Source organism: Desemzia sp. AGC72 (assembly GCF_057334175.1).
This window is the reverse complement of sequence record NZ_JBHFIG010000018.1, coordinates 1-12109: the sequence shown is the minus strand read 5'-3', so window position 1 is coordinate 12109 and position 12109 is coordinate 1. Positions and strand designations below refer to the sequence as shown.

14 protein-coding genes are annotated in these 12109 nt (G+C 36.2%); 10 read left to right on the top strand and 4 right to left on the bottom strand.

Features of this window, described 5'->3' with window-relative positions; genetic code table 11:
- The first annotated feature begins 109 nt into the window (after positions 1–109).
- From ACE025_RS07640 to ACE025_RS07620, 5 genes are all read left to right on the top strand, one after another.
- Complete coding sequence (locus ACE025_RS07640) at positions 110–1312, top strand: helix-turn-helix domain-containing protein (RefSeq protein ID WP_485939054.1); 1203 nt, start codon at positions 110–112, stop codon at positions 1310–1312.
- A 200-nt stretch (positions 1313–1512) separates the two neighbouring features.
- Positions 1513–2691, top strand: coding sequence for a NupC/NupG family nucleoside CNT transporter (locus ACE025_RS07635; RefSeq protein ID WP_485939052.1), 1179 nt, complete (start codon positions 1513–1515; stop codon positions 2689–2691).
- Between the two features lie 169 nt (positions 2692–2860).
- Positions 2861–3520 (top strand): uracil-DNA glycosylase, encoded by a 660-nt coding sequence (locus tag ACE025_RS07630; protein ID WP_485939050.1) that lies wholly within the window; start codon positions 2861–2863, stop codon positions 3518–3520.
- Positions 3521–3673: 153 nt separating this feature from the next.
- Entirely contained in the window at positions 3674–4333 is a 660-nt protein-coding gene (locus ACE025_RS07625; protein WP_485939048.1) for an undecaprenyl diphosphate synthase family protein, read from the top strand.
- Positions 4334–4463: 130 nt separating this feature from the next.
- Positions 4464–4829 carry a YccF domain-containing protein gene (locus tag ACE025_RS07620; RefSeq protein ID WP_485939046.1) on the top strand — a complete coding sequence of 122 codons (366 nt, stop codon included), beginning with the start codon at positions 4464–4466 and terminating at the stop codon, positions 4827–4829.
- Positions 4830–4892: 63 nt separating this feature from the next.
- On the opposite strand, the gene ACE025_RS07615 is transcribed toward ACE025_RS07620, so the two are convergent.
- Positions 4893–5879 carry an ornithine cyclodeaminase family protein gene (locus tag ACE025_RS07615; RefSeq protein ID WP_485939044.1) on the bottom strand — a complete coding sequence of 329 codons (987 nt, stop codon included), beginning with the start codon at positions 5877–5879 and terminating at the stop codon, positions 4893–4895.
- Positions 5880–6212: 333 nt separating this feature from the next.
- Between ACE025_RS07615 and ACE025_RS07610 the strand changes: the two genes are divergently transcribed.
- The 3 genes from ACE025_RS07610 (at position 6213) to ACE025_RS07600 (ending at position 8642) form a co-directional block, all read left to right on the top strand.
- The gene (locus ACE025_RS07610) at positions 6213–6719 is read left to right on the top strand and encodes a cupin domain-containing protein (RefSeq protein WP_485939042.1); all 507 of its coding nucleotides are present in this window, start codon (positions 6213–6215) and stop codon (positions 6717–6719) included.
- 25 nt (positions 6720–6744) lie between these two features.
- The gene (locus ACE025_RS07605; protein ID WP_485939040.1) at positions 6745–7164 is read left to right on the top strand and encodes a lipocalin-like domain-containing protein; all 420 of its coding nucleotides are present in this window, start codon (positions 6745–6747) and stop codon (positions 7162–7164) included.
- Between the two features lie 152 nt (positions 7165–7316).
- On the top strand, positions 7317–8642 hold the full coding sequence (locus ACE025_RS07600; RefSeq protein WP_485939038.1) for an NCS2 family permease: 1326 nt from the start codon (positions 7317–7319) through the stop codon (positions 8640–8642).
- 77 nt (positions 8643–8719) lie between these two features.
- Here the strand turns inward: ACE025_RS07600 and bsh are convergent, their stop codons facing one another.
- On the bottom strand, positions 8720–9697 hold the full coding sequence (gene bsh / locus ACE025_RS07595; protein WP_485939036.1) for a choloylglycine hydrolase: 978 nt from the start codon (positions 9695–9697) through the stop codon (positions 8720–8722).
- Between the two features lie 214 nt (positions 9698–9911).
- On the opposite strand from bsh, the gene ACE025_RS07590 reads away from it, so the two are divergent.
- Complete coding sequence (locus ACE025_RS07590; protein ID WP_485939034.1) at positions 9912–10403, top strand: DUF2975 domain-containing protein; 492 nt, start codon at positions 9912–9914, stop codon at positions 10401–10403.
- Between the two features lie 9 nt (positions 10404–10412).
- Positions 10413–10616: a helix-turn-helix domain-containing protein gene (locus ACE025_RS07585; RefSeq protein ID WP_485939032.1), complete on the top strand. Its 204-nt coding sequence runs from the start codon at positions 10413–10415 to the stop codon at positions 10614–10616.
- 48 nt (positions 10617–10664) lie between these two features.
- Here the strand turns inward: ACE025_RS07585 and ACE025_RS07580 are convergent, their stop codons facing one another.
- Together ACE025_RS07580 and ACE025_RS07575 are read right to left on the bottom strand one after the other, a co-directional pair.
- Positions 10665–11030 (bottom strand): hypothetical protein, encoded by a 366-nt coding sequence (locus ACE025_RS07580; RefSeq protein ID WP_485939030.1) that lies wholly within the window; start codon positions 11028–11030, stop codon positions 10665–10667.
- Between the two features lie 123 nt (positions 11031–11153).
- Positions 11154–11645, bottom strand: a complete 492-nt coding sequence (locus ACE025_RS07575) for a hypothetical protein (RefSeq protein WP_485939028.1) — start codon at positions 11643–11645, stop codon at positions 11154–11156.
- Positions 11646–12109: the final 464 nt, after the last annotated feature.

Genomic DNA, 12109 nt, shown 5'->3' with positions numbered 1-12109 from the left:
TTTGTTCTGTATTTCACAATCAGTATAATTCTTTAATGACCGAAATAATCAGCAAAAAAAGACTATTCACTCACTTTATAGTAAAATCATCTATAAGGAGGCGAAACAGATGACAGAGAATTTTCCATATACTAGTGTCGATTATTTTTCGCAAAAGTTTAAACCTGCAGATCTGGATATACAAAAAGAAACCATCACTAAATCAGAAAAAAAGCATTACCGAAATGAAATCGAGTTCTTGGTTATTCTTTCAGGATCTGCATCTATTGAGATCAATAATAATTCATTCTCAATAAATGAAGGAGATATCATCCAATTGATGCCATATCATATCAACAGGTTATTAATATCAGGAAAACAAACTATTCAACTATTCCGCATTCGCTTTTCAATTGGACTGCTGTTACTAATTAGTACCGATAAAACGAGGTATTTAAACGCTATTAAAAATTTGGATCGTTCTATCCCAATCACCTCTGTAGATGAGAACGCCAGGAAACAAATCGAATTTTTATGTGAAGCTGTTTATATGGAGAAACAAACCAATATGGGAAATATGGAAGCATTGCATATTTCTTTAGTAGCGTACCTTTCTTATTTTTCTCATAAAGCACAATCTAGGAAACTTCAGGAAAAAGAATTCCAACGAAATTCTGCTTGGAAAATAGTTGAATACATACAAATCCATCATCAAAAAAATTTGTCTCCTTCATTCGTCAGCAAAGAATTGGCTATTGACGAGGCGGTAATAGGACCGAATTTATTCGAACTTACTGGAAGAAGTTTTTATCAGCTGTTAAATCAAGTACGTATCCGCAATGCGGCAGCCTTGTTCCAGTATGAAGATTTATCGATCAATCAAATCGGGAAAATCTGCGGATATCGATCAGAGGCTTATTTCTATAAAATGTTCAAAGAAATTATGCAAATGACACCTTTAGAATATAGAAAAGGGTTATCTAATCCATCAACTTCCGGAAAGTCATATGATGCTTGGGAAATCGCGATGTATATCTTAGAGAATTGTCGAAAAGAACTCTCTATTGCAGAAGCTGCAGCAGTTATGAATATATCGCAAAAGAAAATCAATCATTTACTAGGTGAAACGTTCAATACCACCTTTAAAGAAATGCTCAACCAATTTCGTGTGCAGATCGGTAGAACATTCTTAGTGTCGCTTGATTTATCTGTTCAAGAGACAGCTTTATTGGTAGGATTCGCTGATTCAACGACGTTTATCCGAAACTTTAAAGCGTTTTATGGTCTTACACCAAAAAAGCTGGTGCAAAAAGAAAAAAAGAAAAACGATTGATCCTTAAGCGAGTCAGTCGTTTTTCATTTACTTCATGAGCAGAAGTTCATTTGATAGGAGCATAGAGATATGGTAATATGAGAAATTGTGATTATTTATAAATGAGGTGAATCTAGATAAAGTGGGAGGTAACCAAAGAATCAGTAGCCGAGTTATAAAGTTCATCTACAAGTAAGCAATAGAAATGGAGAACTAAAGTAATGGATAAAGTTATAACAGTTTTTGGAATTATTATTTTATTAGGTATTCTATACTTGATGTCGGACAACAAGAAAGCGATCAACAAAAAAACTGTGGCAGTCGCTGTAGCAGCACAGTTGGTATTGTCAGTGTTTTTAATCAAAATTCCAGTTGGCAGTTGGATCATTAGACAACTGGCTGCAGGAGTGACAAAATTATTTAGTTTTGCGAATGAAGGATTGACCTTTGTATTTGGAGATCTATTTGGAAATGGATACTTCTTTATTGATGTATTAGGAGTAATCATTTTTTTATCTGGATTGACGGGTATTTTGGGATACCTTGGTGTAGTAGGTTGGGTCGTTAAGATCGTCGGCGGGGGTGTAGGGAAATTGATGGGCACTGAAAAAGCTGAATCGTTTGTAGCTGTGGCCAACATGCTTTTAGGTCAAACGGAATCTCCATTTTTGGTAGCTAAATACTTGCGGGACATGACTCGGTCAGAATTGATGACAGTCTTGGTTGCAGGTATGGGATCCATGTCAGCATCTATTTTAGTAGGGTATAACTTGTTGGGTATCCCCATGGAATGGCTATTGGTCACTTCAGCAATGGTGCCGTTCGGTTCTATTTTAGTCGCTAAAATATTGACTCCTGAAACAGAAGAAAGCCGGGTAACAGATGTAACGCTTGATCGAAAAGGAGATAACACTTCTGTGTTTTCTGCTTTGGCTGAAGGAATCAATAATGGATTGCAAATGGTGTTAGGAATCGGAGCCAGCTTGATTGCCGGTATTTCCATTGTAGCGTTGTTAAACAGCCTATTAGGATTGGTAGGAACTAGTTTTACGGAGTTATTAGGGTACTTATTCATGCCACTAGGCTGGTTGATGGGACTGACAGGATCAGAATCTATCATCGCTGGGCAAGTTCTAGGGACCAAATTATCAATCAATGAGTTTGTTGCTTATGCAGAACTGGCACCTCAATTAGGAGAATTATCAGATAGAGCAATTGCCATGTTGTCTATTGCAGTAGGTAGCTTTGGTGCATTCTCAAGTATTGCTATTTGTGTTACTGGGCTGGCTGTTTTTGCACCAAATAGAAAAAACGATTTATCCAGTTTAGCTTTTAGAGGAATGTTGGGTGGGTTCATCGTTCCAGTTCTTTCAGCAATGTTTATTGGATTGTTCTTATAAAAATAAAAGAGTATAAAGTTAAAGTCAGATCGAGACATAAAGTCTTGACCTGGCTTTTTTTTCTTAGTACAAATTGGTTTGATGACGTATTGATTTCCTATAGCTTATATTTTTTTAAAATCTGAAAATATGCTAACCTGAAAGAGAAGCTAGGAAGGTGATCATTCAAATGCTAAAAACGATACTCACTAAAGAACTGATTCAGTTAGCACAACAAAGAGCAGCTGGATTTCCTGTAGAGGGATTTTTACGCGGAGAAGGTCCGGAACATCCAAAAGCTCTCTTGATTGGAGAAGCTCCTGGGGAAGTAGAAGTCACAGCAGATATAGATTATCCATTTGCTGGACGAGCAGGAATCGAACTGATGAAATTTATGGAGACAGCCGATTTAACGAGGGAAAACACGTATATTACAAGTGTCTTTCACAGTCGTCCTTTTAAAGACCGCGTAAAAATCAACAAGCGTACCGGTGTAGAAGAAGTTAGACGATACAATCGTAAGCCGACTCGTAAAGAAGTACTGGCTCATGCGCCTTTGACAGATTATGAGATCCGCTATATTGATGCACCACTGATCATTCTTTTAGGTACGTCTGCTATTGAACGAGTACTCGGAAAAAATGCTGCAGTCAAGGAGCTTCATGGGAAAGTATTGACGACATCTGTTCAATATTTAGCAGACCTTGAGGACACTGCCTATCAATGGACCGATAAAAAGTACCATGTTTTGTGTACTTATCATCCTGCCAGTGTATTTTACAATCGACAGTTGGAATCCGATATACATGAAGATATGCGTGCAGCGAAGCAATGGTTGGAAGAAAACTAGAAAACTACTATTTGTAGTTTTCTAGTTTTCTTTTGTATCCTGAAACGAAATGAGATCATTTCTGCGACTGCAAAAACGCACTTTGCTAGGGTTTCAAAATTACTTTGCGTATAATAAATAGGGACAGAATATTTTCGAAGGAGCGTGTGGTAAATGACAAATTACAAGCGATTACCTGATCATATCGGAATCATTCCAGACGGCAATAGGAGATGGGCGGAAAATCAAGGGTTAGATAAACAAGAAGGTTATCGACACGGAATCGATCCCGGTTTAGAACTCTACCATTTAGGAATAGAAATAGGTATCAAAGAAATGACTTTTTATGGATTTACAGTAGATAATACCAAGCGTCCTTCAGAACAGACAAAAGCCTTCCAACTAGCTTGCATTGACGCTGTCAATCAATTGAAAGACCGAGATGCTGACTTGTTAGTAATCGGCAATACTGAATCCAAAATGTTCCCTAAAGAACTATTGCCTTATACAAAACGAACTAAATTTGGCAGAGGACTTATTAAGATCAATTTTTTAGTGAATTATGGATGGAATTGGGACCTAAATTACCCTATTCAACAACCTGGGTTTGATCCAAAGGAAGACATTGTAAAGAATATTGCTTCAGCTGAGATATCGCGTATGGACTTGATCATTCGATGGGGAGGACGAAGAAGATTGAGCGGATTCTTACCTGTCCAATCGATTTATTCAGACTTTTATGTGGTTGATGAACTGTGGCCGGATTACCATATTGACCAAGTACATAGTGCTTTGCAATGGTATCAAGATCAAGACGTGACCTTAGGTGGGTAACGAAACTCATGATCACTGCAGCAAGTTTCAATCCAAAAATCATCATTTAGTCCGATGTTATGGTAACCACTCTCCTCTATAATAAGTAATGTAGTCACCAGAATGGCATTTTTTAAAGAGGAGAAGAAGTATGAAATTATTAGGAAATATTGCTTGGTTTATATTAGGCGGATTTATCAGTTTTTTATCTTGGGGATTTTTAGGAGTATTGTGGTCAATAACGATAATTGGAATTCCGATTGGCAGACAATGTTTTAAATTTGCTAAGATGTCAGCAGCGCCTTTTGGAAAAGAGATTCGTTTCAGTGATAGTGGGTCATCACTCTTGATCAATATTATTTGGTTGTTTCTTGGCGGGTTTGCGATCGTCATAGAAGAAATTGCTATGGGGCTTGTGTTCTGTTTGACGATTGTAGGGATTCCTTTTGGGATGCAGCACTTTAAACATGCCAAATTAGCCTTATTACCGGTTGGGTCAGAAATATACCGTACATGATAGAATAAATAGTTAAAAGCCCGACCAAAAATGGATATCCATTTTTGGTCGGGCTTTTTGAAATTATTCTACAAAATCGAAGTATTCACCTAAGCCTTTTTCAAGAGCACGTTTATGAACTTCTCCAGCAATGGCTACATCCATTGCGCCTGTTCCGATAGGAATACAAATTGTGATGTCTTTTGACAAGTCACCGGCAGATGTTTTTTCTGCTGCCAAATCACCTAATGTAGCAAAAATATTTTCTTCGGTTACTTTACCTTGCTTATTCAACTGTTTTAAAGCTCCGCGATGCAAAGCTTGCTCCACATGGTCAACGATAATTTTATCAGCTTTTAAAATCAATTCGTCTTCGATTTCTTGGAAAGACCCCAGAGGGAAGATGATAGTTCCAGGTTGGATCCAGTCAGCTTTGATGATCGGTTCTTGTGCAGGAGTGACTGTTATGAGAACATCTGCTTGGCTGGCTTCTTTAGGATCTTCCACTATGCGTATGGTTCCTTTTACAAGATTTTTCATATCCTCAGCAAATTTTTCTGCTGTAGTACGACGATGGTTCCATATAATCAATTCAGAGATGTCAAATAAATCTGAAATAGCGAGGATATTAGTGCTGGCTTGCATACCAGCTCCATACATGCCGATAGAAATAGAAGGTTTTTTCACTAAATAACGCAAAGCATTGGCTGTTTGAGATCCTGTACGCATATTTGTGATATAAGCACCGTCTAATGCGGCTGTAAAAGTCCCTAAGTGAGGGTTAAGTAGTAAAATCATAGCGGTGATATAAGGCAGTCCAGCTTCTTTTCTTTCTCCTAAAAAGCCACCGACCCATTTCAAACCAGCAATATCTTGCCAACCGATATAAGCCGGCATGGCATTCATGAATCCCTCGTATGGAGGATATCCTCCTGTTTCACCTAAATCAAGTGTTAATTTGGTAGGATTAATAACTGTACCTTCTCCAAATCCTACGAATGTCTTGTGGACGATTTCATTGATATCTTTCATACCCACTAATTCTTTTATAGTTTTTTGATTAATGAGCAATGTGTTTTTCTCCTCCAGAATAATCCCTCCTTTTTTAGTAAACAACTATACTCTTAATAAAGTAACAGCTGTTTCTGTCGTAGCATAACCAACTAATAGCTATTGTGTTGCACAACAGCACTTAAAATTTATTATACCATTGCATATGCTGCAAGGTGTAATTTTTTCGAACTCAAAAAGTGAATTTTTATTTATCCTATAGTAAATTCTCGTTTTTTTCCATTATTTTGTCTTGGCAAAAGCGTGTCACAAATGGGAATAGATGGAAATTTTCGACTGAAACAAGAGGTTTGTTTATACTTAAGATAGTATACATGAGAGGAGAAGTCAGTGATGATTCAGGACATTATGATCCAAGAAAACAAACCCTTTCCCAATAGTACTTTACCTATTTTATACTATCCAGAAAGTATTACAGATAAACTAAATAAGGATGACGATTCGCAAAAAGTGCTGTCATTATTTGAACAGAATGGATACACGAATGGATGGGTCGGCAGTATTTATACGTACCACCATTTCCATTCGAACACTCATGAAGTACTGGCGTGTATTTCAGGAGATGCAGAAGTGCAACTTGGAGGACCAAATGCAGAAATTTATTCATTTAAAGAAGGAGATGTCGTGCTCCTTCCGGCAGGAGTTGCACATAAACTGATAACAGCTTCAGAAGATTTTCAAATCGTTGGGGCTTACCCTGATAAAAAAGAACCCGATATGCAAAGAGGCGATTTAGAGCAATACTCAAAGATTAGCGAAAGAATCCGACAAGTGAAGGTGCCTGAATACGATCCAGTCAAAAACTCTCAAGGCGGAGTAATAGAATATTGGAAAAAGTGACATTTCAGTCAAGGAGGAATTTGTAATGAAAAAATTGCAAGAGCTTATTGAAGGAACGACTTGGGCGCTGGAATCATTCCAGTCACAAGGGGTAAATGGTGAAGTCGTCTATCCATTAGGCAAAGAAGCTAAGGGATTGATTACTTTCACGCCACAAAACAGGATTTCAGTCCATATTATGGCAGTAGAAGAACAGTCGGTCAATAAAGGAACCTTTTTAACCGACGCAGAAGAGAAAATGGCTGTATTGGGGTATCACGCTTACGCTGGGAAATTTCAAATTGATGAAACAACACAGACTCTGACCACTCATGTAGCCATCAGTCTGCTTTCTTCGTATGTAGGAACAAACCAAACTCGATCCGTAAAGCTGGCAGACGGGAAATTACACTTATCCAATGTGCAACATCCAGAAAGAAAATTAGTATGGAAGAAAGTAGATTGAAAATGATTTCTAAAGAATGAAAAAATAATGATAGCGGAAAAATTTGTTTTGATACTTGTACATCCGATAGCTATAATGAGAACAAAATAACAACAGGAAAAAGTTAATGAGATATTGTTGAGGCTGCGTTTAAAGGAGAAGTGGGGAAAAACATGAGTCATAAACAGCGTTCTATGGGTTTGTCTATACAGGATTTTGCCAATCGAAAATTTAATATTATAGAGGAAAAGAGCACGATCAAAACGGAGCTTTTAGCGGGAATGACTAGTTTCATCTCGGTTTCTTATATCATTGCGGTCAATGCTTCTGTCTTAAGTACTACAGGAATGGATTATGCTGCAGTAACGGCAGCTACAGTGTTCAGCTCAGTAATTGGTTGTTTATTGATGGCTTTTTTAGCGAACTCGCCTTTGATTATTACTCCGGGAATGGGAGACAATGCTTTTTTTGCTTTTACATTAGTAGGAGCGTTTGGACTCACAAGCCCTCAAGCCTTGACCGTGGTATTAGTAGTGGGAATCTTGTTTACTATTATCGCAGCATCAAAAATCGCGCCTAAGTTAGCTTCGGCCATACCAGGAACCTTAGTATCTGGTATGAGTGTAGCCATTGGTTTCTTTATTATGTTTTTAGGATTAAAAGACGGCGGAATCATTGTCGGAAGCGAAGGAACGTTAGTGGCTTTAGGCAATTTGAACGATCCTTTGCCTCTAACGACTTTAATTTCTTTGGTCATAGCGTTGATTTTATTTGAACGAAAAGTACCAGCCAACTTTCTACTGAGTATTGTAGTAGGAACTTTGGTTGGGATCGCAACAGGTATTGTCAATCTTTCTGAGATCAGTTCATTTTCCCTATCCTTAACCCCTTTTGCGAATGGGATAGCACAATTTGATTTCAGCCAAATATTAAGTCCTGATTTTTGGATAGCTGTATTTGCTTTGTTAATGATGGTACTTTTTCAAAACCTCGGTTCTCAACTGAGCATGTTGCCGGATCGTGCTAAATTGCCAAAAGCATATTTAGCAAATGGAATCTCTGTTTTGACCGCTTCCATAATGGGATGCAACTCTACTTGCACTTCTGCTGAGGGTGCTACAGGAGTAGCTGCTGGTGGAAAAACAGGGCTGACTTCTTTAACGGCAGGTCTCTTGTTTATTCCTGCGTTGTTCATATTACCGATTTTAAGTTTGATACCGATGAGTGCAGTGGCCCCTATTTTAATTATCGTTGGAGTCAGCATGGTTCAAGGAAACATTAAAAAAATTCCATTCGACCATTTTTCAGACGCCTTTCCAGCGCTGTTCACAGTGATTATGACTGTGTTAACATTTAACATTGCAGATGGAATAGCATTTGGTTTCGTTTCTTATACACTATTGAAAGTCGTAAAAAACGAAATGAAAGAACTAACAGGAATGACCATACTGCTGTCGATAATATTTGTGATCTACTTTTTACTGAATTACGGAGTATAATAGAAAATAAAGCCTGATCATAGTGTTTACGCTGTGATCAGGCTTTATTTCGTTCTTTGTTGTTTAAGATAAACTATTTAATTGATGTAATTGATCTGCTGATTTTCAATGAGCGGGAAAGTAACTAATCTTGAAGCATCCAAGTCTTCTCTATGCATGTCTATGGCTGTAATTTGGCTATTATCATAAGTGGTATAATAATAGATCCCTTTATCCATATTGCAGCAAGAAGAATAAATAGTATATTCAAATTTTCCTTCGCCAACATCGCATAAACCTTTTTGTTGTTCGACAGATTTTAAAATATGGAAGAACTGACTAACGCTCTCAAGTTCTGAATCACTTGAAGGAACAGAGTTTAATTTAGTAAAAGCAACTTTTACAAATCTTGAAACTGAAGACAAATCCCCAGGCAAGCCAATTCCGCCCATTCCACGACTATAAATGTCTAATTCAATATCTTTGGAAAAGGTATTTTCTGAAACAGTAGGTGAAAGATGTCTATAATTATTTAAATTAAATAATTGATAATCAAAAGTAGGATTATTAGTTAAAACACCTACAGGATTATCATAAATTTTTAACCCTTCAGCAACTGATTCTACAACTATAGATTCGGTTTGGTCGGATATCATCCAGTGTAATGGAGAAAGTGGGAATTCGTCGCTAAAATTAATATTTACTAAATTGATATCAATTAAGAGGGATCTTGCTTCTTTAACAGACTGACATTTGCCTAAAACCCAAGGGATAAATTCGAAAGGTGTAATATTGTCTTTATCTGCTGACTCAGGAAAATAATGAGCATTATTTGGAAAATTTAATCCAGACATGCTCAAACCCTTCTCGTTTGTCGCATCATAGTATAAAGGATAGTTGTTTACAACGGCCGCCATGCCTATTATGGCAAAATGATGAGGTATGTTGTCGACTTTTCTAAATGTGAAAGGAAAATTTCTGGGTGTAATAGTAACCATTTCATTATATGAAATGTCTAAATCTAAATTGCGACCAAAATAATGATCTTTTGTAGAAAATGTTATAGATGTACACATTTAATATCCCTCCATTAAATTTCAAATATGAAACGTTTTGGCAATACTAATTGTATCAATATTTGTGACAAAAAAAAAGTAATACAATTTTTAACTTTTTTGCTCAACAGCTACTTGTAAAAGAGGATAGTTGATTAATAAACAATAAATGTTTGTTGATAATCGATAAAACATCTAGTAAACTAATATTAAATAATACTAGGAGGAAGTTAAAATGAAACAAGGATCTACATTTTTATTAAAGTTAGCTGTTATTTTGATGGGTATACCGCCTTTAGCCTTGATGGTATTGTTGTGGTTTGAAATTGGGAGGACAGCCTTCAAAGAAGCAGCAGATGGAGCAACATTAGGCTATATTGTTTTAGCTGTATTGTTTCTTATGGCCGTTTCTTTGATCCCTTATTTCGCTGCTTTATCCCAATCATTTAAATTACTATACTATATAGATGAAAGTAAGGCTTTTTCTGAACTTTCTGTATCAGCCTTAAAGAAAATCAAAAAAAATGCCCTGATAATCAGTGTGATATATACTCTAGCTCTTCCTTTAGTGGCGATGGTCGCAGAATGGGATGATGCTCCTGGATTAATTATTATAGGAATGCTGCCGATTTTTGCTGCTGTTGTGATTAGTATCTTTGCTGCTGTATTGCAGAGGCTATTGAGAGAAGCTATCGAAATAAAAACAGAAAATGAATTAACAGTCTGAGGTGAAAATATGTCGATTAGAATTAATCTGGATGTTATGTTGGCCAAAAGGAAAATGAGTGTAACAGAACTTTCTGAAAAAGTAGGTATTACCATGGCGAATATATCGATTCTAAAAAATGGAAAAGCAAAAGCTATTCGATTTTCTACACTAGAAGCTATATGTAAAGTACTAGATTGTCAGCCGGGGGATATCTTGGAATATGAAGAATAATTAAAGACAGCAGGCACCTATAAAACTATAGGTATCTGCTGTCTTTAATTAAGCTCTGTCTTTGGTATCAGTAAAACTTTTATCGAAATAGATCAATCCAACCCCAATAAAATAAATCAGCATTAAAAATAAAAACCAAAAGACTTTACTATTGAAAACAACCAATACTATTCCAATCAATAGAAATATACTGAGCCATACTTTTCTATTGTACTTATAAATCTGATAGAAACTGAACCATACAATAGCCAACAAGATAAGACCTAAGAAAATAAAAAAGAACAGTCCTGAGTTGTCCGTAACACCTTCTATCAAACCAAAATTCAGACGAAATAAACCATATAAAGCAAACAATACAAATATAGAGACTAGTGTATTGAATATACAAAGGATAGCTAAGCCGAATAACCTCATAATTTCACACCGCCTAAGAAAATTCTGTATACTAATAGAAAAAGTGTTCAAGTAAGAAGGAGAGGAAAAACAGAGCATTTTTTCATCTGTTTTTCCTCTCCCAGTTTTAAATACGTATCATTATTATTCTTTTACAAAAGTAACTTTCTCTGCGCGATCTGCATCGTCTAAGTTAACATCTGTCTGCCCAACTTCTAAACGATCATCTGCTACAAAGTAATAAACTTGGTTTTCAGAAAGTCCGCCAGGCATAGTGTACTCAAAATCGAAAGTCTCAGTTAAAGGGATTTCCTCCATGACTTCTCCATCTTGAACTAAAAATAGTTTGTCTCCACCTTCTATATAACCTGTAACAGCGTAACTTCCGTCTTCAGCAGGTAAAGCTGTATAACCTTCATCTGTCCATTCGACTCCTGTATTAAAATCAAGCGATACTGATGGACGCTCATCCTCAGAGCTGCTTTCAGTAATTTGATTCATAATTTCATCAGGACTTGCAACGCTAGACTCGGCACTTTCAGTTGTTTCTTCGTTTGGACTTTCTGCTTCTTCATTTCCACAAGCAAAAAGAGAAAGTGAAACAACAGCTAATGGACCGATCAATCTTTTTAACATTTAATATCTCCCCCTTAAAATAGTAACAAAAACAGTATAGCACAAGCATTATTTACAATAAAATAAAAAATGATATATAGCTATATATTTTTACATCCTATACTAATGAAAAACTCATTTTTTATAAATGGAAAATAGCGATTTCAATACTTGTTGGTAAATAATGAATAAATACTCACAATGAGAGCGGACATTAGAAAGGGAATAATAAAATTGGTGATAACCACTAAAAAGTGAGACTAAGGTTAAAACCAATCATTATCGAGTTTCTTCTATAATATACAATAAAAAAGGGGTATTTTTAAAAAAAGAGATATCTTACATAAATTCTAAAAAAGTATAAAAATACAGTTGACGTTTTTTTGAAACGATGATAATATATAGAAGTTGTCAGAGAAACAGAGCAACGCGAAACAAAAAAACGAAAAAATAATTTCAAAAAGTTATTGACTTACAGTCAAACA

Bases quoted from the DNA above. Each gene is read 5' to 3' on its own strand.
- ACE025_RS07630 (WP_485939050.1), top strand. From the start codon at position 2,861: ATGCTAAAAACGATACTCACTAAAGAACTGATTCAGTTAGCACAACAA.
- ACE025_RS07610 (WP_485939042.1), top strand. From the start codon at position 6,213: ATGATTCAGGACATTATGATCCAAGAAAACAAACCCTTTCCCAATAGT.
- ACE025_RS07625 (WP_485939048.1), top strand. From the start codon at position 3,674: ATGACAAATTACAAGCGATTACCTGATCATATCGGAATCATTCCAGAC.
- ACE025_RS07640 (WP_485939054.1), top strand. From the start codon at position 110: ATGACAGAGAATTTTCCATATACTAGTGTCGATTATTTTTCGCAAAAG.
- ACE025_RS07620 (WP_485939046.1), top strand. From the start codon at position 4,464: ATGAAATTATTAGGAAATATTGCTTGGTTTATATTAGGCGGATTTATC.
- ACE025_RS07590 (WP_485939034.1), top strand. From the start codon at position 9,912: ATGAAACAAGGATCTACATTTTTATTAAAGTTAGCTGTTATTTTGATG.
- ACE025_RS07585 (WP_485939032.1), top strand. From the start codon at position 10,413: ATGTCGATTAGAATTAATCTGGATGTTATGTTGGCCAAAAGGAAAATG.
- ACE025_RS07575 (WP_485939028.1), bottom strand. From the start codon at position 11,645: ATGTTAAAAAGATTGATCGGTCCATTAGCTGTTGTTTCACTTTCTCTT.
- ACE025_RS07580 (WP_485939030.1), bottom strand. From the start codon at position 11,030: ATGAGGTTATTCGGCTTAGCTATCCTTTGTATATTCAATACACTAGTC.
- ACE025_RS07635 (WP_485939052.1), top strand. From the start codon at position 1,513: ATGGATAAAGTTATAACAGTTTTTGGAATTATTATTTTATTAGGTATT.
- ACE025_RS07600 (WP_485939038.1), top strand. From the start codon at position 7,317: ATGAGTCATAAACAGCGTTCTATGGGTTTGTCTATACAGGATTTTGCC.
- bsh (WP_485939036.1), bottom strand. From the start codon at position 9,697: ATGTGTACATCTATAACATTTTCTACAAAAGATCATTATTTTGGTCGC.
- ACE025_RS07605 (WP_485939040.1), top strand. From the start codon at position 6,745: ATGAAAAAATTGCAAGAGCTTATTGAAGGAACGACTTGGGCGCTGGAA.